Below are 24,123 nucleotides of genomic sequence, written 5' to 3'. Positions count from 1 at the left end.
AGAGATGGCCAGGATGATCGCGATGACGCTGCCGGCGCTCATGCTCTTCTTCGGCTCCGGAGCGACGACGGCGAGCTTCTTGGCGAACTTCTTCGCCGCGTCCTTGCTGTACTTGTCAGCCTTCTTGGAGTACTTCGACACGTCGGGGGCGGCGAAGCCGCGACCCGCGGCGACCCGCGCACGCGTGTCGTTGGCGGCGTCCCACACCGACATCGCCGAACCGACGACGGCGCCGGCTGCGGGAACGACCTTGTCGTTGAGCACCTGCCGCGACACCTTCGTGGCCTTGGAGACGTATGGGGCGGCGTACTGCCCGTACGCGCCGCTGATCACCGGCATGACGTTCTCGCGCTGGTAGTGGCCGAGCTGACGGCCGGCCTCCTTGGCGACGTTGGCCGCTTCCCCCACGAGAACCTGCTGAGATTCCCACAGGGTGTTCGCCTGCTTCTGGAGCTTGCGGAGTTCCTTCTTGCGCTTGCGGCTGAGGCTCACGAGGGGCCCTCCCTAAATCGCTCGGACACGTTTATCCATATCTTGCCAGACGACCCCACCCCCGGACGGGAGGGGTTGCACATAACTCTGCGAGAATGTACGACATGGCACTCCCCACAGCGGTCGCGACCCTGCACACCAACCACGGCGACATCGTCGTCAATCTCTTCGGAGACCACGCACCCCGTACGGTGCAGAACTTCATCGGCCTGGCCGACGGAACGGGCGCCTGGACCGACCCCGCCACCGGCAAGCCGGGCGAGGGTCCGCTGTACAAGGACGTGATCTTCCACCGCATCATCCCCGGCTTCATGATCCAGGGGGGCGACCCGCTCGGCAAGGGCGTCGGCGGCCCCGGCTACACGTTCGACGACGAGATCAACCCCGAGCTGACCTTCGGCGCGCCGTACCTGCTGGCCATGGCCAACGCGGGGCTGCGTCGCAACGCGATCACCGGCAAGGCCGAGGGCACGAACGGATCGCAGTTCTTCATCACCACGGACCCCACGCCGTGGCTCAACGGCAAGCACACGATCTTCGGCGAGGTCGCCGACGACGCCTCGCGTGCCGTGGTCGACGAGATCGCCAAGGTTCCCACCGCGGCCGGCGACCGCCCGGTCGAGCCCGTCGTGATCTCCTCCATCGACATCGCGGCCGTCTGAGCATCGGTCGACTCGGCGCGTGACCGCACCGGACTTCGGCGCCAATCCGGAGAACTTCTGCTACCGGCATCCTGACCGGCAGAGCTTCGTGCTGTGCCAGCGGTGCCTGCGCACGATCTGTCCTGAGTGTCAGACGCAGATGCCGGTCGGTGTGATCTGTCCGGAGTGCCTGCGCGACCAGCAGAAGGCGGCGAAGCTCACGCGCATGCCGTCGCGGCGGGCGGTCACGCGCGATCCGCGGCCGCTGGTGACGTATGCGCTGATCATCCTCACGTCGATCACGTACGTCCTGGCCCAGCTTCCGGTGGTCGGCGGCTACGTCTCGTCGTACCTGGCCTTCAACAGCGCCTTCGTCCTGCCGAGTCCCGCTTTCCAGCCGTGGCGGCTGCTGACGGTCACGCTCGTGCACGCGAGCCTCTGGCACGTCGCGCTGAACATGCTGGCGTTGTGGGCGCTGGGACGCAGCCTCGAGCCGCTGCTGGGTCGCGCGCGATTTCTGGCGCTGTACCTGCTGAGCGCGCTCGGCGGCTCGGTGCTTGTGGCGCTGCTCGCGCCGGGCACGTGGGTTGTGGGCGCATCGGGTGCGGTGTGGGGCCTGCTGGGCGCCATGTTCGTGATCGGGCGGCACCTGGGCGCCAACGTGACCGCCATCGCGGTGCTGCTGGGGCTCAACCTCGTGATCACCTTCCTGCCGGGGTCGGGCATCTCCTGGCAGGCCCACATCGGCGGCGGCCTCGTGGGCGCGCTCGTGGGGATGATCTTCGCCCGCACGCGGGCCGAGCGTCAGCGGCAGCAGCAGATCTGGCTGCTCGTGGCCGTCGGAGTGGGATTGCTGGCGCTGCTGGTCATCCCCGCGCTGGTCTACGGATAGTTATCCACAGGTTCATCCCCAGCCTGGGGATGAATCACACCGGTGTAATTCACAGGTGTGGAGGGGGTGTGGAAGGGCGGCTCAGCGCCAGCGGGTCGTCATCAGGAAGCCGACGAACGCGATGCCGAAGCCGATCACGAGGTTCCAGGGGCCGATACCCGGAATGGGGAACTGCGTGCTGCTCAGGTAGAACACGAGCACCCACAAGAGGCCCAGGAGCATGAGCCCGAACATGATGGGCTTGAACCACACGGGATTGGGGGCGGGGTCGCCCTCGGGGCGCTCGGTGACGGGCTCGCCGGGCTTGTCGGAAGGTGCCATGCGGGCAAGTTTAGCCTCAGCGCCTTGTCATGCCGCTTCGTTAGGATGCAGACGTGTCCGACCCCGCCGCCCCGCCGCTTCGTCGTCGTCGTTCCGCCGCCCCGCGTGGCCGCGCGAGCGTCGTTGGCGTGATCGGTGAGATCCTCATGACCCTCGGCATCGTGCTGCTGCTGTTCATGGTGTGGCAGCTGTGGATCGGCGATGCGATCATCGGCGAGCAGCGCCAGTCGCAGGCCCGCGAGATCACGCAGGAATGGGCGATGGGGGAGCAGGGGCAGACGGTCCCCGAGCCGACGCCCGATCCCAGCGTCGAGTCCGAGCCCGCCCCGGTGGAGCCGGTCGTCCCCGCCCCCGTGGGGGATGCCGAGGTGTTCGGAGCCCTTCACATCCCGCGGTTCGGAGACACCTGGGTGTTTCCGATCGCCGAGGGGATCAGCAAGTCCCGTGTGCTCGACCCGATCGGGGTCGGCCACTATCCGGGGACGGCCATGCCGGGGGACATGGGTAACGTCGCCCTGGCCGCACACCGCTATACGCAGGGGGCGCCGTTCGAGCACGTTCCGTCGCTGCAGATCGGCGACGCGATCGTGCTCGAAACGCAGGAGGGGTGGTACACCTACCGCTTCCGGAACATGGAGTACGTACGACCCGATGAGGTGGCAGTGCAACCGTGGAAGGGGCCTGATGTACGCAGCGCTGTGGCGGATCCTCCCGGGCCCGTGGTGGGTCCGCGTGGTGATCCTGATTCTGCTGGCGGCGGCCGTCGTCTACGCCCTGTTCTTCCACATCTTTCCGTGGGTCTCCGAGCTGATCGCTCCCGAGGACGTCACCGTCCAGTGAGCGGCCGGGTGCTGGTCGTGGACAACCACGACAGCTTCGTGCACACCGTCATCGCCTACCTGCAGGAGCTCGGCGCGCAGGCATCCGTGGTCGAAGCGGACGAGATCCGCGATCCGGATGCCGCTATCGCCGGTTTCGCGGGCGTGCTCGTATCGCCCGGTCCCGGCACGCCGGCCCGTGCCGGGGCGTCGATCGCCGTCGTCCAGGCCGCGGCACGGGCGCAGATGCCGCTTCTGGGCGTGTGTCTCGGCCACCAGGCGATCGCGGCCGCCTTCGGGGCGGAGGTGGGGCATGCTCCCGAACTCGTCCACGGGATGACCAGCGCGGTGCACCACGATCACGACGCGCTCTACGCGGGGCTCCCCGACCCCTTCATCGCCGGTCGGTACCACTCGCTGGCGGTCACCGAGCGCACCCTCCCTGCCCAGCTGCGTGTGACCAGCCGCACCGATTCGGGCGTGGTGATGGGTCTGACCCACCGCACCCTCCCACTGGACGGCGTGCAGTTCCACCCCGAGAGCGTGCTCACCGAGGGCGGGTACCGGCTGCTGGGCAACTGGCTGGAGCGAGTGGGCGTGGCGGATGCCGCCGCGCGCGGCGCGGGCCTGCACCCGCATCGGGCACAGGAGGGCTAGGAGCCGGTGCAGTAGGTCAGCTCGACCGTGGAGTGGATCGGCACGTCGCCGGGTGCGAGGGACTGCGACAGCACCGTGGGACCCCCGGGTGTGGCGGGGCACGACGGGTCCTCCACGGGAAGCACCGTGAGCTGCAGGGCATCGGACTCGAGTTCGCGGGTGGCCGCGTCGAGCGTGTAGCCGGCGACGTTGACGAGCGTCACACTGCCGGTGGCGACCTCGAGGTTCACGACGGTGCCGCGTGGCACGTCGGCGCCGGCTTCGTACGAAGCCCACAGCACGAGACCTCGGGCGGCAGCGGGATCGTTGCGCTGCACGGCGCTGCCCAGACGCAGCCCCGCGTCGACCAGCGCCTGCTCTGCGGCGGCGCGATCGAGGCCTACCAGCGTGGGAACAGCCGTCGTCTCGATGCCGGTCGAGACGTACACCTTGACGCCTTCCCCGACGGCGACCGAAGTGCCCGCGGCCGGCTCCACACGGATCACGTTGCCTGCGGCGACGCTGTCGTTGCTCTCGTCGATGCGCTGCGGTTGCAGGTCGGCCGCGAGCAGCTGCTCCTCGGCACGGTCGTAGGACATGTCCACGACGTCGGGCACGATGCGGGCGTTGCTGGGCACGCCGGATCCGGGCGAGATCGTCACCACCCAGAACAGCACCGACGCCAGCAGCACGGCGACGAGCACCACGCCAGCCCAGATCCAGGCGACCGGCGGACCGGACTGCGTGCGCGTCATCGTCGTGTCGGTGCTGAGCTGCCGGAGCGATCGCGCGGTGTCCTGCGCCTGCCTCGGGTCGGGGCCGTACAGCTCGTGAGTCAGCGCGTTGACCTGGCGCCGGGACGGCCCCTTGCCGTCGACGGTGGCGTCGAGCGCCTCACGGAACCCCGCGGCATCCTGGAACCTCTGGAAGGGGTCCTTGGCCAGCGCCCGCAGCACGACGGCGTCGAGGGCGCGCGGCACTGTGGGGTTCACCTCGCTGGGGGCCAGCGGCGTCTCGCTGACGTGCTGGTAGGCCACGGCCACGGGGCTCTCGCCACGGAAAGGCTGGCGGCCGGTCAGCAGCTCGTACAGCACCACGCCGGTGGAGTACACGTCGGCACGCCCGTCGACGGGCTCGCCCTTGGCCTGCTCGGGGGAGAAGTAGGCGGCGGTGCCCAGGATGGCGGTTGTGTCGGCCACGGTCGACGACGAGTCGGACACGGCTCGGGCGATACCGAAGTCCATGACCTTCACCTGGCCGGCGTCGGTCACCATGACGTTGCCTGGCTTGATGTCGCGGTGTACGACTCCGGCACGGTGGGAGTACTCCAGGGCTTCGAGGATGCCGTCGACGTAGCGCACCGCCGTGTCGACGGGCACCGGGCCCTCGGAGATGATGTCCTTGAGGAGCGCCCCCTGGACCAGCTCCATGACGATGTAGGGAACCGGATGCACCGAGCCGTCCGGGTCGGTCTCGGTGTCCTCACCGGCGTCGTAGACCCGCACGATGGTGGGGTGCGACATGCGGGATGCCGCCTGCGCTTCGAGCCGGAAACGGGTGCGGAAGGCGCTGTCCTCGGCGAGCTCGCGCTTGAGGATCTTGATCGCGACCGCGCGCCCCAGCGTGAGGTCGTAGCCTCGGTAGACGCGGGCCATTCCGCCGCGGCCGATGGGCTCGTCGACGCGGTAACGTCCCGACAGCACGCGCGGCTCAGCCGACACAGTCACCCCCTGAGTAGAACATCCAGCCTAGTCGCTCGGCCTCCGCCAACCTGGACGGGCGCCGAGGTCAGGGCTGGGTGTCGCCCTCGCCGTCGCCTTCGGCGGTCGGCTCGGGTGTGGGTGCTGCAGGCGCCTGGATCTGGGCGACGGCCTCTCCCGACGGGCCGGTGGTGCGCTCGCCGGCGCTGCCGCCGCTGCAGGTCACCGTGTAGGTCACGATCACGGACTCGTTGGCTGGACCGACCACTTGCAGCTGACCGGCACGGTCACCGCCGCGGAAGGAGGCGGAAGACTGACCGTTGACCGCGAAGACGCCGTTATAAGCGGTGAGGGTGTACGCGCTGACGCTGCCCTGACCCGAGGGGCAGGTGTACCCGGGCCAGGTGACCTGCACCGTGGCGTCGGGCTCGACCGTCGCCGGCAGCGACGGGGCGGCGGGGGCGCTGAGGGCCACCTGCGGGCCGTACACGGTGAGGTCCACGACCGTACCGGCGGGAACGTTCGCCGTCGGGTTCACACGGTAGACCTTGCCCTGGCTGCCCTCGTCGGGAGCGGCGTCGCCCTCGACGCAGTTGGCGCCGAGGCCCAGCTCGTCGAGCGCCGCGGACGCTTCGTCGCAGGACAGTCCCTCGAGCGCCGAGGCGTTGACGTTCACCGTGTCCGGAGTCGGCTCGGCGGACGGCGTCGTCGTCGGCGTACGCGGCGGGGAGGCGCTGGACGTCGTAGGTGCCGGCTCCTCGGACTCGCCGCCCGACAGCAGCGCCCACACGGTGCCACCGAGCACCAGCACCAGCAGAACGATGAGGGCGATCAACGGCCAGGTCCACGGGCTGCGCTTGCGCTTGGGCTTGTCTTCGCCTTCGCCGTCGGCGGATGCCGCGTCGGCACCTGCTCCCATCATGGTGGTGGCGGGGAGGATACGCGTGGCATCCTGCGTCGACAGCCCCGGGTTGAGCAGCTGCGTCACCTCGTCGACGTCGGCGCCACCGGCGATGGCCGGAACGGCCGCGGCGGCAGCGGCGACGTCGCCCCGGCGGAGCGCCGAGGCGGCCCGCGCGACGGCCGACGCCGTGGCGGGCCGATCTTCGGGCTTCTTGGCGATCATCGCCATGACGAGGTTCTGCACGGGAGCCGGCACCGTCGACGGCAGCGGCGGAGGCTGCTCGTTGATCTGCGCCATGGCGATCGCCACCTGCGACTCGCCCGTGAAGGGGCGCTTGCCGGTGAGGCACTCGTACGCGACGATGCCGAGCGAGTAGATGTCGGTGGCCGGCGACGCCGCGTGCCCCGATGCCTGCTCGGGGGAGAGGTACTGCACCGTTCCCATGACCTGGCCGGTGGCCGTCAGCGGTACCTGGTCGGCGATGCGGGCGATGCCGAAGTCGGTGATCTTCACCCGGCCGTCCGGGGTGATGAGCAGGTTTCCGGGCTTGATGTCGCGGTGCACCAGGCCCGCGGCGTGCGCCGCTTGGAGGGCCATCGACGTCTGCGCGACGATGTCGAGCGTCTTGTCGACGGGCAGCGACCCCTCGCGCTCGAGGATGGTCGACAGGGCCTCGCCGGGCACGAGCTCCATGACGAGGAAGGCGCTGCCGTTCTCCTCGCCGTAGTCGAACACGCTTGCGATGCCCTCGTGGTTGACGAGGGCCGCGTGCCGGGCCTCGGCGCGGAAGCGCTCGAGGAAGCCGGGGTCGCCCATGTACTCGTCTTTGAGGATCTTGATGGCGACGGTTCGGCCGATGACGTGGTCGGTGGCCTCCCACACCTCGCCCATGCCGCCGATCGCGATCCGCGAGTCCAGCTCGTATCGGCCGCCGAAGGTCACTCCCTGCGTCGGTCTCATCTGCTCAGCACCGCCTCCATGACCTTTGCCGCGATCGGAGCCGCGATCCTGTTGCTGCTGCCTGACTGTCCGAGCCCGCCGCCGTCCTCGATCACGACGGCCACGGCGACCTCAGGGTCGTCGGCCGGAGCGAATCCGGTGAACCACAGCGTGTAGGGATCGTCCACTCCGTTTTCTGCGGTGCCGGTCTTCCCGGCGACGTCTACGCCGTCTATTGTTGCACCGCTCGCGACTCCGGATCGGACATCGGCGACCATCATCGTGGTCATCGCCGCGGCGAGGTCCGCCGAGAGGGCGCGACCGAACTCGGTGTCGTCGAATCTCTGCTGCTCGGTGAAGTCGGCGGCGATGATCGCGTCGACCATGCGGGGATTCATGACCACTCCTTGATTGGCGATGCCGGCCGAGACCATGGCCATCTGCAGCGGCGTGGCGCGCACGTCTCCCTGGCCGAAGCCCGACAGGGCGGTCTGTGCGTCGTCGAGCGCCGGGGGATAGACCGAGGGCGTTGATTCCAGCGGGAGGGAGAACGAGGTGTCGAAGCCGTACTTCTCGGCCTCCTCGCGGATGACGTCGTCGCCCAGCTCCACGGCCAGTTCGGCGAACGGGATGTTGCAGCTGAGCCGCAGGGCGTCGGCGATGGTGACCGTCTCGCCCGCGCCGCAGGTGCCGCCCCCGGCATTGCGTACGATGCTCGATGACTGCGGGAGCGTGTAGGTCGCCGGGTTGGGGAGGGTCGACTGCGCGGTCCACTCGCCGGTGGACAGGGCGGCGGATGCCACGACGAGCTTGAACGTCGACCCCGGCGGGTTCAGGTTCCCGGCGATCGCGCGGTTGTCCAGTGGCTTGAGCGGGTCGTCCTCGAGCGCGGTGTAGGCCGCCTCGACGGCGGCCGTGTCGTGCGAGGCCAGCAGGTTCGTGTCGTAGCTGGGACTCGAGACCATCGCCAGGATGCGCCCCGTCGAGGGCTCGATGGCGACGACGGCCCCCTGCAGGTCGCCGAGGGCGTCGTAGGCGGCGCGCTGCACGGCGGCATCCAGGGTGAGCACCACATTCGATCCCCGCGGCCGCTGACCGCTGATGATCTGTTCGATGCGGGAGAGGAACTGGGAGTCGGCGGTGCCGCTGAGCTCCTGGTTCATCGCGCGCTCGATGCCCGTCGCCGATCCCAGCACCGGGTTGATCCAGCCGGTGACGGGGGCCCACATGTCGGGGTCGGTGTAGACCCGCTGCCAGGCGTACAGGTCATCGGTGGGCACGGAGGTCGCGATGGCGGCTCCGCTGGCGATGATGGAGCCCCGCTGCACCTCGAAGGTGTCGTACAGGGCGCGGCGGTTCAGCGGGTTCTCGCCGAGCGCGTCGGCCTGCACCACCTGGATCACGCTGGTCGACGCGAACAGGGCCAGGAACATGGCCAGGATCAGCATCGACAGTCTTCTGAGCTCTTTGGTCATCCGATCACCACCCGGGGACGGCTGCGCACGGCATCCGAGATGCGCAGCAGCAGGGCCACGATGATCCAGTTCGCCACGAGCGACGATCCGCCGGCGGCGAGGAAAGGAGTCGTCAGGCCGGTGAGCGGGATGATGCGCGTGACGCCGCCGACCATGATGAACACCTGCAGTGCCAGCGTGAACGACAGGCCGGTGGCCAGCAGCTTGCCGAAGTCGTCCTGCCCGGCCAGTCCGATGCGGATGCCGCGACTGGTGAAGATCATGTACAGGCACAGGATGGCGAAGACGCCGATGAGCCCGAGCTCCTCACCGAGGCTCGGGAAGATGTAGTCGCTCTGCGACAGCGGTGTGAGCCACGGGCGTCCCTGTCCGAGCCCGGTGCCCAGCAGGCCGCCCTGCGCGAGCCCGAAGATGCCGTTGGCCAGCTGGTAGGTCCCTGCGCCGGCTTCGTACAGATCAGGGTCGAGGGCGTTCAGCCAGTTCTCGAACCGGCCGCCGACGTACGGCAGCGCACGCGAGGCGAGGAACGCGCCGCCCGCGGCGAGGACCAGCCCGATGAGCACCCAGCTGGTCTTGCCCGTGGCGACGTAGAGCATGGCGACGAACATGCCGAAGATGAGGAGCCCCGTGCCGAGGTCGCGCTGCAGCACGATGATGCCGAGCGAGCCCAGCCAGATCACCAGCAGTGGCCCGAGCTCGCGGGCGCGGGGCCAGGTCATGCCGAGGAACCGCGTGCCGACCGAGGTCAGCGACTCCCGCGTGCGCACGAGGTAGCCGGCGAAGAAGATCGCCAGGGCGATCTTCGCGAGTTCGCCCGGCTGGAAGGAGAAGATGCCGAGATCCACCCACACATCGGCGTTGGCGTCCGCCCCGAGACCGGGGATGATCGGCAGGAGCATGAGCAGGATGCCGACGAAGCCGAAGACGTAGGTGTAGCGGAAGAGCACCCGGTAGTTGCGCATGGCCACCACCACGGCGATCGCGGCGACGAGCGCGATCGCGGCCCACGCAAGCTGGCGGGTCGAGGTGGCGACCCAGCCGTGGAGGTCGTAGTGCAGGTCGATCCGGTAGATCATCGCGATGCCCAGGCCCGTGAGCACCGTCGCGATGGGGACTACGAACGGATCCGCGGCGGGGGCCACGAGGCGCAGCACGATATGCAGCGCCAGCACCAGAGCGGTGAGCCCGCCGCAGTAGATGAGGAATTTGGGATCGATCGCGCCGTTCGCCCCCAGCTGCACCAGGGCGAGCGCGGCGGCGTTGAGGGCGAAGGCGAAGAGCAGCAGCCACAGCTCCCGGTTGCGCTGCGTCTGCGGCATCCGGAGCTTCCGCAGCGCCTTGACGACGGTGGTGTCGGCCGTGACGTCGGGGGAGGCGGTCATGGCGTGGCCTCCGTCGTCTCGCGAAGCTGTGCGACGATGCGCTGCGCGTCGGTCAGCGACGAGGCCGAGATCGTCTCCTCGACGCTGTCGCGCACGAAAGCGGGCAGATCGTCGAGGTCGATGCCGGTGTCGGCATACGGCGTCGACAGCGAGATCGGTCCGATGGTCTGCTGGATGCCGCGGTAGACCACCACGGTGTCGGCATCGGCGCCGACGTAGAACCGGGTCTGCGTCCACGAGTAGGCACCGACCAGCGCGAGAGCGAGGGCGAGGAGCACGCCCACGAGCGAAACGACCCACCAGACGCGTCGGCTCTTCGCCCGGCGGCGATCCTCCTCGATGAGCTCTTCGAGGAACTCCGCAGCCGGCTCGAAGTGCGTGGGGTCGTTGGGTGCCTGCCGGACGGCGTGCAGCCACCCCGACCGGGTGGAGCGGGCGGCGGGCACCTCGACGCCGTTGGGGTTCGAGGCAGATCCGACGACCGTGGGCGTGCCGATGAAGACCGGGTGCTGCCCGCCGACGTCGACCAGCACGATCGTGACGTTGTCGGGCGCGCCCCCGTCCAGGGCCTGGCGCAGAAGGGTGTCGGCGGTGCGGCCCGGCGGCAGGCCCTGCCCGAGCGCCTTCGCGGTCTGCGCGTCGTCGACGACGCCCGACAGGCCGTCCGAGCACAGCAGCCACCGGTCGCCGGGCTGGGTGGGCATGATGAACGTGTCGAGTTCGGGGTCGGCGTCGGTGTCGCCCAGCACGCGCATGAGCACGGAGCGGCGGGGGTGATCGGTGGTGATCTGTGTCAGCGTGCCCTCGCGGTAGAGATAGACCCGCGAGTCGCCGATGTGGGCCAGCACCGCGTAGTCGTCGACCATGATCAGCGCGCTGACGGTGGTGCCCATGCCCGCGAGCTCCGGCTGCGCCTTGACCGTCTCGATCAGCCGTGTCGCGGTGTCGGCGATCGCGTCGCGCAGCGCCCGCTCGGCATCCGAGGGTGAATCGTACGAGTGGTCGAGGGCGGAGAGGCGGTTGATGGCGATGCTCGAGGCGACGTCACCGCCGGCGTGACCGCCCATGCCGTCGGCGACGGCGAACAGGTTCGATCCCGCGTAGCCGGAGTCCTGGTTGTTGGAGCGCACCTTGCCGGTGTGCGATATCGCCACGCTCGAACCCTGGAACACCATGCGCCGACGTTCCGCTTACTTCCGCAGCTCGAAGGTCGTCGCGCCGACCTTGATGGGGGCGCCGACCTTGATCGCGACGGGGGCGGCGACGCGCTGCCCGTTGTGCCAAGTGCCGTTGGTGGAATCGAGGTCCTGGATCATCCACTGGTCGCCCCACAGCACGAGACGCGCGTGATGGCTGGAGGTGTAGTCGTCGCGGATCACGAGGCCGGATTCGCTGGAGCGGCCGATCGTGAGCGGCTCGTTGCCCAGTGGGAGTTCGAGGCCCGCTTTCGGGCCGCTGGTGACGACGATGCGCGTGACGGTGCCGGTGGTGGCCGGACCGCCCGCCTTCGGAGAGGGCGATGCCGGCTTGCCGCCGGTGGGGGCCGCGTTGCGTTCCGCCAGCGGGGTCGTGCCGCCGGGGGTCGTCGTGCCTGAGGCGGCAGCGGCCGCCGCGGGCTCGGGGAGCTTGCGCACCTTCACACCGAAGAGATCCGCGCGCAGCGAGTAGATCACCGCGAATACGAAGAACCACAGCACCAGGAGGAATCCGATGCGCAGCAGCAGCAAGGTCAGCTCACTCACCGGCACCCCTTCGCACGTCGTAGGCGCGGGTGGCGTCGGCCGGGCGCGCGGGGCGGGTCGGCTGGGCCTGGGCCACTACCCGGAAGACGATGTCGGTGCGGCCGATCGTCACGGTCGAGTCCGGAGGCAGAGGCGCCTCGGTCACCCGGAGACCGTCGAGCTTGGTGCCATTGGTGGAACCGAGGTCGCGCACCATGGCGCGTTCGCCGTCCCACAGGATCTCGACGTGCTTGCGGCTGGTGCCGGCGTCGGGAATGGTGATGTCGGCGTCGCTGCCGCGGCCGATCACCGTGCGGCCCTTCACCAGAGGATGCCGGGCGCCGTTGATGTCGATGACGCCGCGCCACGCCACGCTGCCCTGCGCGGTCTGCGAGTCGACGCGCAGGGTGCCGGTCGTGAGCTGGTCGTCGGGGGTGACCGTGATCGACACCGGTCCGGCGAACGAGTAGCCCTGCGCGCGGGCGTGCTGGGCCACGAGGGTGTCGAGCTCTTCGCCCAGGGTGCTGCCGAACGAGCGCATACGCTCCTCGTCACTCGGTGCGAGTCGCACGGTGAACGTGTTCGGCGCCAAGATGCGGTCGCGGCTGACGACGGCGGCCTTCGCGTCGAGCTCGGCGCGAAGCGCCGAGGCGATCTCGACGGGTTGAACGCCGCTGCGGAAGGTCTTCGCGAACGCGCCGTTCACAGCGCGTTCGAGCCCCTTCTCGAAGCTGTCAAGTAGTCCCACGCGACTCCTCAGGCAGGCAGACCGGTCGCTACATGCTAGTTGCACCGGCTGGGAGAACGTGATTTCGGGGGTCAGGGCTTCGCGACTGGCGGCCCGTGGCGGCATCCCCGCTGTGCTCGGAGGCGGTGCAGGCGCGAAAGGCACCCCCGGAGTCGTGATATTCTCGGGAAGTTGGGTCCGCGCATGCGCGGCTCGCGCGAGTGGCGGAATAGGTAGACGCGCTGGCTTCAGGTGCCAGTGCCCGCAAGGGCGTGGGGGTTCAAGTCCCCCCTCGCGCACAACACAAAGAAGGGCCCCCGGGATCGGGGGCCCTTCTTCGTTCCCGTCGCCGCCTTCGTCCCGCCGTGCGCCGGCGCGGCGGCGGGTCAGATGCCGTCGAGCACGGGGAGCAGGGCGTAGAGGAGCTCACCCGTATGCCGGGCCGCGGGCGCTGCGGGCTCACGCGAGACCTCGGCGAAGCCGATGCGCTGGAGCACCGCGATGGCGGCGGCGTTGTCGGCCGCGACCCGCGCGTACAGCGGCCGGATCGGCTCACGGGAGACCAGCATCCGCAGGGCCTCCGTCGCCAGTCCTCTTCCCCGCGCGGTCCGGGCGATCCAGAACACCACCTCGCGGTCGTCCTCGAAGGTGAAGGTCCCGGCAGTGCCCACGAAGGCGCCGTTCTCGGTGACGGCGAAGGAGTCGATGTCGTCCGAGGCGCGTTCGGCGGCGATCGAGGCATCGAACACCGACCGATCCAGGGGGTCCTCCACCGTGACCCCCGGCGCAGCGGCAGCGGCGGGTTCCCGGATGAGCATCTCGTACATCGCGTCGAGGTCGTCGTCTTGCAGGGGGCGAAGCTCCACGTGTGGCATCCGGCCACGCTACCGGCGCCCGTGGGCCCCGCGACCGGCTTGACAGGCGCATGCAACGGTTTCGTCACAACGAAAACCGGGGGCTGACGCGGCACGTCTCGTTCGTTAGCGTATGGATCGTCGGGGCGACCGCTCCGGCATCCTCAGCACGAAGGCAATTCATGGCTACGCAGGGCACCGTCAAGTGGTTCAACTCCGAAAAGGGCTTCGGCTTCATCGCACCGGATGAGGGCGGCGCCGACGTCTTCGCTCACTACACCGCGATCGAGGCGAGCGGCTACCGCTCGCTCGAGGAGAACCAGCGGGTCGAGTTCGAGGTCGCACAGGGTCCCAAGGGCCTGCAGGCGGAGAACATCCGCCCCATCTGAGACTCATTCGCCGTCGCGGTGCACCAGCTCCAGGCCCGCGTCGGCGAACTGTCGCAGTGACGCGTCCGGGAGGAACGCCCGGACGAGTCCTGCGCCGATCCGCGGCAGGTCGGTTCCGTCGCGGAACAGCAGGTAGAGCGTCTCGTAGCGGGGGTGGAACTTCCCCTTGAACCGGTGCAGCGAGCGGAACCCGTAGACCGGCTCGAGTGTCTCGGCCAGCCGCTCGCTGAGCGCCGCGATGACCCCGGCATCGGGTGGGTAGCGGTGGGTGAGCGGCGCGCCCGAGAGCGACATGATCCGGGCGCCTTCGGCGGCGAACTGCAATGCGCTCGAGCCGATGAGGTACTCCATCACCGGCACGAAGCCGGCTTCACGGCGCCGCATGAGATCCAGTGTCCAGCCGTCGATGCCGCCGTCTTGGCCGTAGACCGGCAGCCACGACAGGAATCCGTCGACGTCACCCTGCGGCGACACCGCCAGCGCCAGTCGCACTTCGGGATCGCGCGCCTCCTCGAGTGTGCCGAGCGTGAACCCCATCTCGGGCAGCTCCTTGCCGCCCACCCAGCTCTGCGAGATGACCCGCAGCTGCGCCTGCACGCCCCACGGCTCATCCACCAGGCGGGTGAGGCGAAAGGTCATGCCCTCCCGTTCTGCGCGGTTGAGTGAAGTGCGCACCGGCTTCCACGCGTTGCCGCGGAAGTTCAGGCCCGGCAGGTCGACGATCGTGTCATCGGCGATCGCCAGGCTGCGCCACGTCGAGGGCGCGGCCTTGCGGGTGGCCTCCCGGACGCCGAACAGGCACGGCACGAGACCGGCTCGTTCGGATGCCGCGATGAACTCGTTCACCGATTGCGCGCGCCCGTTCGGGGGACCGAGGGGGTCTGCCAGCGCGATCGCCACCCCCGCATGGCGCTGGTAGGCCACGATCCCGGTCTCGGTGCGCAGGTAGGACATGTTCTTCCACGTCGTCATCCACGACAGCGTGCCCCCGCCGTGTGCGTGCAGCAGCGCCGCCGCGTCGGCGGCGGTCGGTTCGGCGGACGACCCGATCGCTGAGCGTCGGGCGGCGCGAAAGGCGGCTCGTGCCCACACGAGGTACCCCAGGAAGATCACCCACAGACCGGCTTCGCCCAGGGTGGGCGCCGGGTTTCCGCCGAAGAGGTCTCGCGGAAGGCTCGGTATCTGCAGACCCACCGCGACCACGCCGGCCCAGGCGATGTTCGCCGCGGCGAGCACGACGGCCACCAGCCACGCCCAGCGACGGCCTCGCCGCAGGCCCCGCGCGATGAGCACGATCACCACCAGATCGACGACCAGGTTGACCAGCGGGGCGGAGCCGGCGGCACTGGTGCCGAACGGGCCGCTGGTGGGGGAGAGGAAGACGAGCACCTGCGCGGTGGCGATCGCGAGGGTGGCCAGGAAGCCCAGCAAGCGTCGCTCGCGCAACGTCGTGCGCCGTGCCGGCAGGGGGCGCTGCACCGCGAGCACCAGCAGCACCGCGAACGCGTGCACGATGTCGGCGGGCGTCCCCCAGTACAGCAGCAGCACGGCGCAGGCGCCGAGCACGGTGAACCACACCCGCTCCCGCCAGGGGGAGCTCATCGCGGTCGCCGATGCCGCGATGCACGCCATGGTGCCCCCCGATGGGCCGACATCGAGTGAGTGGGCCATTGCGCCGGCCCACGGCCACGACAGCTGCGAGATGAGGGCGACGAACCCCAGCATGCACAGCACGCCCACCAGCTGACCCGCGGTGAACCAGCCCAGCGCCACCCGCGAGCCGCGGTGGTACTCGAGGTAGGCGACCCCGGCGAAGCCGGAGATCACCACGATGTAGAGCCACGGCGGGTCGCTGAAGAAGGTGCCCACCACCGGCGTCCACCACCGGCCGTCCACGATCGCGGGAAGACCGTAGGCGACCTGATCCCACAGCGGTGAGGAGGACAGCGGATGCCAGAGCCCTCGCGAGGCCACCCCGCAGACGAGCACGATGCCGACCAGCACGAGGGTCGCCGGAATGCGGGCGGCCAGGCGCACCAGCGGACGCCGGCGTGACGAGCTGCCCTCGATCATGGGGCCACACTAGGCGGGCGACACCGTGACCGCACCGCCCCGGACGACGGGCGTCAGCGGCCGAGAGGGTCGGCGGGCCGGTTCTTGAGGCGCGCGTAGTCGGCGAGGGCCTGGGCGTCTTCGGCAAGCCGCTGCGCCCGGCGCGCCGCATCCAGCGCCTCGACGGGGTCATCCGCCCGTCGGGCTGCGGCGAGCTCGCGCTGGGCGGCGTCCAAGCGCACCCGTGCGTCGGCCCCGGCACCCGCGACCGCGACTTCGGCGCGTGCGAGGGCGCCGCGTGCCGAGGCGAGGGTTCCCGGCAGAGCCGTGCGTGCGCCCCGGAGCCGCTGCTGCGCCGTGCGGGCATCGCCGAGGGCCAGGTCGAGGCGGGCGCGCAGCCTCGCGATCGCCTCGACGGTGGCGGTGGGATGCCGCGGGGCGAGCGGAGTGAGGCGATCGAGCTCGTCCGTGACGGCGCGCAGCTCGCGGCCCAGTCTCTCGGCGTCGGCGGGTTCCAGATCCTCGCGCACACGCATGCCCTGGGCGACCGCGGCGCGGGCGGCGTCGATCTCCTGGGGCACCGCGTGCGCGGCATCCGTCACGAGCCGGTGCGACTCCTCGAGGGCGCGGGCAGAGGACTCGGCGCGGCGCAGTTCGCGCTCCGCGACGGAGAGCTCGGGGAAGGCGCTGCGGGTGGGGTCCGCCGCTAGGCTGCGCGCCGCCCCCAGGTGGTGCTGCGCGGAGGTGAGGGCAGCGGATGCCGTGCGAGCGGCCACAGCGGCCTGCTGCCATTCGGACTCGTCGAAGCGTCCGGAGAGGTCGGCCACGAGCGCTCCCGGGTCGCCGAGCTCGGTGCGCAGGCGCTCCAGCCGCGCACCGGCGGCATCCACCTGGGTGACGGCCGATCGGTGGGCGCGCATCCACTCGTCGTGGGCCGCGCGCGCCCCCGCCACCACGCCCAGCGCCTCTTCGGCGCGGGTGCGGATGCGGGCGCTCACCCGGCGCACGTCGACGGGCTCAGCGTCGTCGAGCTCGCGGAAGCTCTCGAATGCCTCATCCCTGACGTGCTGGGCGATCATGCGCGCGCGGCGAAGCGCGGCGGGGGCCTCGCCGTCGTAGAGCGCACCGGAGAGCCCGACTTCGAGGTCCAGCTCGCCGACGGCGTCGTCGAGGCGCACCAGCGCCGATCCCGCCCGGGTGCGGTCGGCCTCGGCGCGCGCACGGGCCCGCGGTGAGCGGCGGGCCCGGCGTACCGACCACACCGCGACGGCGATCGCGACCGCCGCCACCCCGAACACGACCACGGCCGGGATCACCCAGGCCAGAACCGTGTCGGGGAGGGGAGTCATCCCGCATCCTCCACGAGCAGGAGGGAGCGCAGCTCGTCCACCGAGTCGACCACGGCGGTCGCCCCCTCGGACTCATGGGGCCAACTGAACCCCCAGCGCACGAAGATGACCGGCACGTCGTGCACCGCCCCGCCGTCGACGTCGTGGTGGCGGTCCCCGATGAGCACCGGGCGGCTGGTGTCCACGCCCGCGACGCGCAGCCGCCGCAGCGACTCCGCGATGATGTCGGCCTTCGTGGCGAGCGTGCGCTCATCGGAGGTGGCCCCGGTGATCGAGGCGAAGTACGGGGCGAGCGCGAAGTGGTCCATGAGCGCGCGCACCTGGATCTCGGGCTTGGAACTCGCCGTGCCCTGGGGCACGCCGGCGGCGGCGAGGTCGGCGATGAGCTCGGCGATGCCGGGGTAGAGGCGGGCGCCGGTGGTGTATCCGTCGGCCTTGCCCAGGGTGCGGTAGAACGCCACCGCCCCGGTGGACTGCTCGGGCGTCATGCCGACGTTCGTCTGGAAGGACTCGAACATCGGCGGGCCGATCCAGTGCACGAGCTCGGCGTAGGTCGGCGCCGGGTGCCCGAAGTGCTCGAGGGTCACCGCGAGACGCCGCAGGATGCCCTCGGACGCGTCGACGATCGTGCCGTCGACGTCCCACAGGACGCACGAGAAAGGGGAGCGCAGCGGCATCCCTCCACCCTAATCAACGCCCCCTCCGACCGTGAGACGACCGTGAGACGACAGTGGGTGGACGAGACAGTGGGTGACGACCGTCGTCTCGGCCGTCAGATTTCGTCTCAGCGATGGGGAGGCGGTGGAGAGGCGGGGAAAGACGGGGCGGGGAAGGGATCAGAAGAGGCGGGGGGCGCCGGAGTCGATGCCCTTCATCTCGTCGTAGTCCAGCGTCACGCAGCGGATGCCGCGGTCGGCGGCGAGCACCCGCGCCTGCGGCTTGATCTCCTGTGCGGCGAACACGCCGGTCACGGGCGCGAGATGCGGGTCGCGCCCGAGCAGCTCGAGGTAGCGGGTGAGCTGCTCGACGCCGTCGATGTCACCGCGACGCTTTACCTCGACGGCGATCGTGCCGCCGGCAGGGTCGCGCAGCAGCAGGTCGACCGGCCCGATGGCGGTCGGGAACTCGCGTCGCACGAGCGTCAGTCCCTCGCCGATCACCCCGACCTGCTCGGCGAGCAGTCGCTGCAGGTCGGCTTCGACGCCGTCCTTGACCAGACCAGGGTCGATCCCCAGCTCGTGGGACGAGTCGTGGAGCACCTCGTAGATGCGCACCACCAGGGAATCCCCCGACTTGGCGTGGGTGACGCGCCACTGCTCGACGACCTGCTCCTCTTCCTCACCGGCGACGTCGGGCGTCTCGACGCTGAGGGTGCAGGGCGGGCTCATCCAGTTCAGCGGCTTGTACGAGCCGCCGTCGGAGTGCACGAGCAGGCTGCCGTCCCCCTTGTGGACGAGCAGGCGCGTGGCGGTGGGCAGATGGGCGTTGAGGCGCCCCGCGTAATCCACGGAGCAGCGGGCAATGACCAGACGCACCCGTCGAGCCTAACCGTGGTCCGGACGGTGGCCCGCCCCGACCTTCGCGCCTGCGAGGGGTCGGGCGGACTGCGAGGCGAAGCCGGATGCCACGACGAGCACCACCAGCACGTAGAGGGTGTTGAGCAGTCCGATGTGGTCGCTGACGAAGCCGAGCACCGGCGGGCCGCAGAGGAAAGCGACGTAGCCGATGGTGGCGGCGGCGCTCACCCGCGATGCGGCCTTGGCGGGATCGTCGGCGGCGGCCGACATGCCCAGCGGGAAGCCGAGCGACGCGCCCACGCCCCAGAGCGCCGCACCCACGAACACCAGCGGCAGGTTCGGCGCCAGGATGAACAGCAGGATGCCGGCGGCCGCGAACCCCGAGAGCACCCGCAGCGTGGCGACGCGTCCGAAGCGGTCCACCAGCGGACCGCCCAGCACGCGCACGACCGTCATGGCGACGGAGAACACCATGAGCGCGGCCGCGCCCAGGGCCGGGCCGCCGGAGTGGTCCTCGCTCACTCCGAGCGCGAGCCAGTCGTTGGCGCCGCCCTCGGCGAAGGCCATGCCGAGCATGACGACACCGAGCGCGTACGTGCGCGGCTCGCGCCACGCGGCGAGGGAGACGGCCAGGCGCTGCCGCCAGCCGGGTTGGTCGGCGGCCCCGGTCGCGGGATCGCCGGCACCTTCCCGCGGCGGCACGTTGGCGTAGGCGACCACGGCGACGATGAGGATGACCACGGCCACGGCGACGGCGTGCGCGAACACGTCCACGCGCAGCGCTGCGGCGACCGCACCCAGGCCGGCACCGACGACGGTGCCGAGACTGAAGAACGCGTGGAAGAGGGGGAGGAGGGTCCTGCCCGACCGGGTCTCGATCGCCGCGCCCTCGACGTTCATCATGACGTCGACCGCCCCGTTGCCGAAGCCGAACAGTGCCAGTCCGATCACCACGAGCGGCACCGACGAGGCGACATTGGTGCCCACCCCGATCAGCGCCACGCCGACGGCGAAGATGACCATGGCGCCGAGCATGCCGTGCCGGGTGCCGAAGCGGGCGATGATGACCCCGGATGCGGACAGACCCAGGATCGAGGCGATGCCCATGCCGAGCAGCATGAGCCCGATGTCGCTGTTCTCGATGCCGAGATCGGTGCGGATGGCCGGGACCCGCGACGCCCACGTGGCGATGCTCAATCCACTGGCGGTGAAGATCGCGAAGATGGCGGCGCGCCAGCGCACGAGCTGCGTTCGAGTGAGCTGGGCTTCCACCGATCCAGCCTAGCGAATCGATTCGCCACCCCACCCTGCAGGCTACGATCGGGGACGTCATGAGCACGCGCCGCGCAACGATCGCCGACGTCGCCCGCACCGCCGGGGTGTCGCCGTCGACCGCGTCGGTGGTGTTCAGCGGCAAGACCGCCGTCTCGGATGCCACCCGTGAGCGCGTGCTGCAAGCGGCATCGGACCTGGGCTACACCGGCCCCGACCCACGCGCCGCGTCCCTGCGCCGCGGCCGCTCCGGCATCGTCGGCGTGCTGTTCCAGGGGCACCTCGGTGCCGCGTTCGTCGACCCGGTCGTGCGCGCGATGATGGACGGCCTCGCCGACGCGGTGGCGCCGATGGATGCCGGGCTCCTGCTGCTGCGCCACGATGCGGACGGGACCACGGGGGGCGCCTCGCTGACGAACGCCCCCATCGACGCCGCCGTGCTGGTCGGATGGACCTCGGTGATCGCAGAGTCCCTGCAGACGCTGCGCGCGCGGGGCATCCCCGTCGTCGTCGTCGAGGGCGACGCCGGGCCGGACGTGCCGCGGGTGATCCTGGACAACCGCGAGGCCCAGCGGGCCCTGGCCAGCCACGTCCGCTCGCTGGGACACACCGACGTCGCACTGCTCACGCTGCCCACCGACATCCGCCGCCGCCCGGGATGGCTGGATGCCGACGGCGACATCGGGGTGGATGTCACGCGCCACCGTCTGGAGGGCGCACGCGAGGTGTACCCCGACGCCCCCGCCTACGCCGCGGCCGGCAGCTCGATCGACGAGGGAGCGGCCGCGGGGCGCGCGATCCTCGCCGACCCGCAGGGGCGCCCGACCGCGGTGCTCGCCCAGAGCGATCTGCTCGCCGCGGGCGTGCTGCGGGCCGCCGAGGAGCTCGGATTGCGGGTACCCGACGACCTCAGCGTGACCGGCTTCGACGGCATCGCAGTCGATGGCCTGGCACCTTTCGACCTCACGACGATGGTGCAGCCGGCGATGGAGAAGGGGCGCGCTGCGGGTGAGGCCGTCGTGGCCATGCTCGAGGGGAACGAAGCCCCGTCGGTGTGCTTCAGCAGCGTGTACCGCGAGGGGAATACGACAGCCCCGATGACGCGGTAGTCACCCTTTCGGACGGAACCGCCCTCCGGCCCGGGTAGACTCGGACTCGATCCCGTAACGTTCGTGCCTCTGGCCGCGACCCCCGAGGAGGCCGCGCATGCTGATGATCCTCGGCGCGTTCGCGATCCTTCCGCTCACGCTGCCGTGGCTGGTCAGCCGCATCGGTGCCCGCGCCTTCTACGTCGCCGCCGTGCTGCCGGTGATCGCGTTCGTCCACACGCTCACGCTGACGCCCGCCGTGCTGTCGGGCGAGGCCCCGTTCGAGACGTTCTCGTGGATCCCGGCCCTCGACATCGCCATCTCGATGCGCATGGACACGCTCGGCTGGGTCATGGCGCTGATCGTCACGGGCGTCGGTGCCCTCGTGATGGCCTACTGCCGCTGGTACTTCGACGGCAAGCGCGACGGCGTGGGCCAGTTCTGCGCCGTGCTGCTGGCCTTCGCCGGCGCCATGTACGGCCTGGTCCTCACCGACGACATCGTCCTGCTCGTCATGCTCTGGGAAGTCACGAGCGTGCTGTCGTACCTGCTCATCGGGTTCTACCACCGCCGCGGGGCGAGCCGCCGCGCCGCAATGCAGGCGCTGCTGGTGACGACTCTCGGCGGCCTGGTGATGCTGATCGGCGTGGTGCTGCTCGTGGTGCACACCGGCACGACGAGCCTCTCGGGCATTTTGGAACTCGCTCCCACCGGTCCCGTGGTCGATGCCGCTCTGGTGCTCATCCTCGTCGGCGCGCTGAGCAAGTCGGCCATCTTCCCCTTCCACTTCTGGCTTCCCGGCGCCATGGCGGCGCCCACGCCGGTGAGCGCCTACCTGCACGCTGCGGCCATGGTCAAGGCCGGCATCTACCTCATCGCCCGCCTGGCGCCGGTGTTCGCGCTGGAGGCGCCGTGGCGGCCCATCGTCGTGGGGCTGGGTGTTCTCACCATGCTCATCGGGGGGCTGCAGGCGCTGCGGGAATCGGACCTCAAGCGCGTCCTCGCCTTCGGCACGGTGAGCCAGCTCGGCATGCTCACCGCGGTGCTCGGGTACGGCACGCGCGACGCCGCGCTGGCGGGCCTGGCGTTGCTGATCAGCCACGCCCTGTTCAAGTCGGCCCTCTTCCTGGTCGTGGGTGTCATCGACCGCCAGCTCTCCACGCGAGACATCTCCGAGCTGTCGGGGGTCGGGCGGCAGGCCCCCACCCTCGCGGTGTTCACGATCATCGCGGTGGCCTCGATGGTCGGAGTCATCCCCACCATCGGGTTCGTGGCAAAGGAGGCGGCCCTCACGGCGTTCTTGAACGAAGGCGCTGACGGCCAGCTCTGGGCGATCGTCGGTCTGGTCGGCCTGGTGCTCGGATCCGTGCTCACCGCCGCATATGGCATCCGCTTCATCTGGGGTGCGTTCTGGACCAAGAAGGATGCCACCGGGCAACCCATGCCGCGCACGGAATGGCCCGACCCGCCGATCGGGTTCCTGGGTGCTCCCGTGACGCTCGCGGGTCTGACCCTCGTGGCAGGCCTCGCCGCCCCGCTGGTCGACGGTGTGCTGTCGACCTACGCCGACACCGCGCCCGTGGCGAGCCCTGGCGTCTCCGCCCCGGATCACGTCTACCATCTCGCGCTCTGGCACGGGTTCGAGCCCGCCCTGTGGCTTTCGCTGGGCTCGATCGCGGTGGGAGCAGCCCTGTTCTGGCTGGTCAAGCGGGTCGGCGCTCCGCGCCGGCTGCTGCCCTTCACCGCCGCCAACGTCTACAACCTGGTGCTGCGCGGCATCGCTCGACTGGCCGTCATCACCGTGTCGATCACGCAGCGAGGTTCGCTGCCCCTGTACGTCGGGACGATCTTCGTCGTCTTCGTCGCCGCGGAGGGCACGGCGCTGCTCGCGTCGCCCGAGTGGAAGGTGAACCTCGACGCCTGGCAGTCGCCGGCACAGCTGATCGTCGCCCCGATCATGATCATCGCTGGCATCGTCGCCGTCCGCGCCCGCAAGCGGTACACCGGCGTGGTGCTCGTGTCGGTGACTGGGCTCGGCATGGTCGTGCTCTTCGCCACGAGCGGCGCCCCCGACCTCGCTCTGACGCAGGTGCTCGTCGAGACGGTCACGCTCGTCACCTTCGCCCTGGTGCTGCGCCGCATCCCGGCGCGCCTGGGTGAGCACAACGCGTCGGTGCTGCCGGTGGCGCGCGCGGTGCTCGCCGTCGCGGTCGGCCTCACGATGGCGATGGTCGCCGTCGTCGCGACCGGCGCCCGAATCCACGAGCCGGTGTCGACGGCGTTCCCCGAGCTGGCGTACGAGCTGGGCCACGGCAAGAACGTGGTGAACGTGGCGCTGGTGGACCTGCGCGGCTGGGACACCATGGGGGAGCTGTCGGTGCTGATCCTCGCCGCCACCGGAGTGGCATCCCTCGTCTTCGTCACCCATCGCGCCGACACGCTCTCCCGCGCCGTCTCGCCGCTGCCGAACCTCTCGACCCGCACGCGCCGTCCGCTCGTCGACACCGACGAGGGCCCGCGCCCCCAGACGGCCGACAACCGCGGCGCCCCCCGCACCTGGCTCGTTGGCGGTCAGCGGGTCAGGCCCGAGAATCGCTCGATCATGCTCGAGGTGATCGTGCGCATCCTGTTCCACACGATCATGCTCGTGTCGATCTACCTGCTCTTCGCCGGCCACAACCTTCCCGGTGGCGGCTTCGCCGGGGGCCTCGTCGCCGGCATGGGCCTCGTCATGCGCTACGTCGCAGGCGGGCGCTACGAGCTCGGCGCCGCCGCCCCCACCGACGCCGGGCGACTGCTGGGCGTGGGGATGGCGCTCGCCGTCGGCACGGCCGTCGTGCCGCTGCTGTTCGGCGAGGCGCCGCTGACGAGCACGTTCTGGGAAGCGAATCTGCCCGTGATCGGACACGTCGAGTTCGTCACCTCGACGATCTTCGACGTCGGCGTGTACCTCG

At 70.4% G+C, this 24,123-nt stretch carries 21 protein-coding genes, 1 tRNA gene and 1 pseudogene; 8 read left to right on the top strand and 15 right to left on the bottom strand.

From position 1 onward, the window contains the following. Positions 1-492, bottom strand: a 492-nt coding sequence (locus NQ160_RS04585) for a DNA helicase (RefSeq protein WP_257514062.1), incomplete at its 3' end; no start/stop codon positions are given. Positions 493-596: 104 nt separating this feature from the next. On the opposite strand from NQ160_RS04585, the gene NQ160_RS04580 reads away from it, so the two are divergent. After that, complete coding sequence (locus NQ160_RS04580; protein ID WP_257514061.1) at positions 597-1,154, top strand: peptidylprolyl isomerase; 558 nt, start codon at positions 597-599, stop codon at positions 1,152-1,154. A gap of 19 nt (positions 1,155-1,173) precedes the next feature. After that, entirely contained in the window at positions 1,174-2,025 is an 852-nt protein-coding gene (locus tag NQ160_RS04575; RefSeq protein ID WP_257514060.1) for a rhomboid family intramembrane serine protease, read from the top strand. 81 nt (positions 2,026-2,106) lie between these two features. Here the strand turns inward: NQ160_RS04575 and NQ160_RS04570 are convergent, their stop codons facing one another. Further along, positions 2,107-2,346 carry a cell division protein CrgA gene (locus NQ160_RS04570; RefSeq protein ID WP_257514059.1) on the bottom strand — a complete coding sequence of 80 codons (240 nt, stop codon included), beginning with the start codon at positions 2,344-2,346 and terminating at the stop codon, positions 2,107-2,109. A 53-nt stretch (positions 2,347-2,399) separates the two neighbouring features. Here NQ160_RS04570 and NQ160_RS04565 point away from each other — a divergent pair. Continuing rightward, a pseudogene (locus NQ160_RS04565) lies at positions 2,400-2,999 on the top strand (class E sortase); the annotation flags it as partial. Between the two features lie 183 nt (positions 3,000-3,182). Beyond that, positions 3,183-3,821 carry a glutamine amidotransferase-related protein gene (locus NQ160_RS04560; protein WP_257514064.1) on the top strand — a complete coding sequence of 213 codons (639 nt, stop codon included), beginning with the start codon at positions 3,183-3,185 and terminating at the stop codon, positions 3,819-3,821. Here NQ160_RS04560 and pknB read toward each other — a convergent pair. The 7 genes from pknB to NQ160_RS04525 form a co-directional block, all read right to left on the bottom strand. Then, positions 3,818-5,521, bottom strand: a complete 1,704-nt coding sequence (gene pknB / locus NQ160_RS04555) for a Stk1 family PASTA domain-containing Ser/Thr kinase (protein ID WP_257514063.1) — start codon at positions 5,519-5,521, stop codon at positions 3,818-3,820. The genes NQ160_RS04560 and pknB overlap by 4 nt on opposite strands. Before the next feature lie 67 nt (positions 5,522-5,588). Next, positions 5,589-7,364: a serine/threonine-protein kinase gene (locus NQ160_RS04550; RefSeq protein WP_257514058.1), complete on the bottom strand. Its 1,776-nt coding sequence runs from the start codon at positions 7,362-7,364 to the stop codon at positions 5,589-5,591. Then, on the bottom strand, positions 7,361-8,818 hold the full coding sequence (locus tag NQ160_RS04545; protein ID WP_257514057.1) for a peptidoglycan D,D-transpeptidase FtsI family protein: 1,458 nt from the start codon (positions 8,816-8,818) through the stop codon (positions 7,361-7,363). The genes NQ160_RS04550 and NQ160_RS04545 overlap by 4 nt, the downstream gene beginning before the upstream one ends. Continuing rightward, positions 8,815-10,200, bottom strand: coding sequence for an FtsW/RodA/SpoVE family cell cycle protein (locus tag NQ160_RS04540; RefSeq protein ID WP_257514056.1), 1,386 nt, complete (start codon positions 10,198-10,200; stop codon positions 8,815-8,817). The genes NQ160_RS04545 and NQ160_RS04540 overlap by 4 nt, the downstream gene beginning before the upstream one ends. Further along, the gene (locus tag NQ160_RS04535; protein ID WP_257514055.1) at positions 10,197-11,375 is read right to left on the bottom strand and encodes a PP2C family protein-serine/threonine phosphatase; all 1,179 of its coding nucleotides are present in this window, start codon (positions 11,373-11,375) and stop codon (positions 10,197-10,199) included. The genes NQ160_RS04540 and NQ160_RS04535 overlap by 4 nt, the downstream gene beginning before the upstream one ends. 15 nt (positions 11,376-11,390) lie before the next feature. Beyond that, positions 11,391-11,942, bottom strand: a complete 552-nt coding sequence (locus NQ160_RS04530) for an FHA domain-containing protein FhaB/FipA (RefSeq protein ID WP_257514053.1) — start codon at positions 11,940-11,942, stop codon at positions 11,391-11,393. After that, positions 11,935-12,669, bottom strand: a complete 735-nt coding sequence (locus NQ160_RS04525) for an FhaA domain-containing protein (RefSeq protein ID WP_257514052.1) — start codon at positions 12,667-12,669, stop codon at positions 11,935-11,937. The genes NQ160_RS04530 and NQ160_RS04525 overlap by 8 nt, the downstream gene beginning before the upstream one ends. A gap of 194 nt (positions 12,670-12,863) precedes the next feature. Here NQ160_RS04525 and NQ160_RS04520 point away from each other — a divergent pair. Then, positions 12,864-12,947 (top strand) — tRNA-Leu (locus NQ160_RS04520). Between the two features lie 87 nt (positions 12,948-13,034). Here NQ160_RS04520 and NQ160_RS04515 read toward each other — a convergent pair. Further along, positions 13,035-13,523: a GNAT family N-acetyltransferase gene (locus NQ160_RS04515; protein WP_257514051.1), complete on the bottom strand. Its 489-nt coding sequence runs from the start codon at positions 13,521-13,523 to the stop codon at positions 13,035-13,037. A 161-nt stretch (positions 13,524-13,684) separates the two neighbouring features. Here NQ160_RS04515 and NQ160_RS04510 point away from each other — a divergent pair, with 161 nt between their 5' ends. Continuing rightward, on the top strand, positions 13,685-13,891 hold the full coding sequence (locus tag NQ160_RS04510; RefSeq protein ID WP_257495235.1) for a cold-shock protein: 207 nt from the start codon (positions 13,685-13,687) through the stop codon (positions 13,889-13,891). A gap of 3 nt (positions 13,892-13,894) precedes the next feature. Here the strand turns inward: NQ160_RS04510 and NQ160_RS04505 are convergent, their stop codons facing one another. From NQ160_RS04505 to NQ160_RS04485, 5 genes are all read right to left on the bottom strand, one after another. After that, positions 13,895-15,964 carry a bifunctional lysylphosphatidylglycerol flippase/synthetase MprF gene (locus NQ160_RS04505; protein ID WP_257514050.1) on the bottom strand — a complete coding sequence of 690 codons (2,070 nt, stop codon included), beginning with the start codon at positions 15,962-15,964 and terminating at the stop codon, positions 13,895-13,897. Between the two features lie 53 nt (positions 15,965-16,017). Then, positions 16,018-17,292 (bottom strand): hypothetical protein, encoded by a 1,275-nt coding sequence (locus NQ160_RS04500; protein ID WP_257514049.1) that lies wholly within the window; start codon positions 17,290-17,292, stop codon positions 16,018-16,020. Continuing rightward, positions 17,289-17,969 (bottom strand): HAD hydrolase-like protein, encoded by a 681-nt coding sequence (locus tag NQ160_RS04495; protein WP_257514048.1) that lies wholly within the window; start codon positions 17,967-17,969, stop codon positions 17,289-17,291. The genes NQ160_RS04500 and NQ160_RS04495 overlap by 4 nt, the downstream gene beginning before the upstream one ends. A gap of 159 nt (positions 17,970-18,128) precedes the next feature. Next, positions 18,129-18,827: an endonuclease NucS gene (nucS, locus tag NQ160_RS04490; RefSeq protein ID WP_257513824.1), complete on the bottom strand. Its 699-nt coding sequence runs from the start codon at positions 18,825-18,827 to the stop codon at positions 18,129-18,131. Between the two features lie 9 nt (positions 18,828-18,836). After that, a complete protein-coding gene (locus tag NQ160_RS04485) occupies positions 18,837-20,081 on the bottom strand; it encodes an MFS transporter (protein ID WP_257514047.1) in 1,245 nt (414 codons plus the stop codon). Positions 20,082-20,140: 59 nt separating this feature from the next. Between NQ160_RS04485 and NQ160_RS04480 the strand changes: the two genes are divergently transcribed. Continuing rightward, positions 20,141-21,190 carry a LacI family DNA-binding transcriptional regulator gene (locus tag NQ160_RS04480; RefSeq protein ID WP_257514046.1) on the top strand — a complete coding sequence of 350 codons (1,050 nt, stop codon included), beginning with the start codon at positions 20,141-20,143 and terminating at the stop codon, positions 21,188-21,190. 97 nt (positions 21,191-21,287) lie between these two features. Further along, positions 21,288-24,123, top strand: a 2,836-nt coding sequence (locus NQ160_RS04475; RefSeq protein ID WP_257514045.1) for a Na+/H+ antiporter subunit A, incomplete at its 3' end; no start/stop codon positions are given.

It is taken from the genome of Microbacterium sp. zg.Y909 (assembly GCF_024626565.1).
Note: the sequence above shows the minus strand (reverse complement) of the source record. Positions and strands in the feature narration are given on the sequence as shown.

Bases quoted from the DNA above. Each gene is read 5' to 3' on its own strand.
- NQ160_RS04495 (WP_257514048.1), bottom strand. From the start codon at position 17,969: ATGCCGCTGCGCTCCCCTTTCTCGTGCGTCCTGTGGGACGTCGACGGC.
- NQ160_RS04515 (WP_257514051.1), bottom strand. From the start codon at position 13,523: ATGCCACACGTGGAGCTTCGCCCCCTGCAAGACGACGACCTCGACGCG.
- NQ160_RS04480 (WP_257514046.1), top strand. From the start codon at position 20,141: ATGAGCACGCGCCGCGCAACGATCGCCGACGTCGCCCGCACCGCCGGG.
- NQ160_RS04545 (WP_257514057.1), bottom strand. From the start codon at position 8,818: ATGACCAAAGAGCTCAGAAGACTGTCGATGCTGATCCTGGCCATGTTC.
- NQ160_RS04535 (WP_257514055.1), bottom strand. From the start codon at position 11,375: ATGGTGTTCCAGGGTTCGAGCGTGGCGATATCGCACACCGGCAAGGTG.
- NQ160_RS04505 (WP_257514050.1), bottom strand. From the start codon at position 15,964: ATGATCGAGGGCAGCTCGTCACGCCGGCGTCCGCTGGTGCGCCTGGCC.
- NQ160_RS04550 (WP_257514058.1), bottom strand. From the start codon at position 7,364: ATGAGACCGACGCAGGGAGTGACCTTCGGCGGCCGATACGAGCTGGAC.
- NQ160_RS04510 (WP_257495235.1), top strand. From the start codon at position 13,685: ATGGCTACGCAGGGCACCGTCAAGTGGTTCAACTCCGAAAAGGGCTTC.
- NQ160_RS04580 (WP_257514061.1), top strand. From the start codon at position 597: ATGGCACTCCCCACAGCGGTCGCGACCCTGCACACCAACCACGGCGAC.
- NQ160_RS04570 (WP_257514059.1), bottom strand. From the start codon at position 2,346: ATGGCACCTTCCGACAAGCCCGGCGAGCCCGTCACCGAGCGCCCCGAG.
- NQ160_RS04500 (WP_257514049.1), bottom strand. From the start codon at position 17,292: ATGACTCCCCTCCCCGACACGGTTCTGGCCTGGGTGATCCCGGCCGTG.
- NQ160_RS04540 (WP_257514056.1), bottom strand. From the start codon at position 10,200: ATGACCGCCTCCCCCGACGTCACGGCCGACACCACCGTCGTCAAGGCG.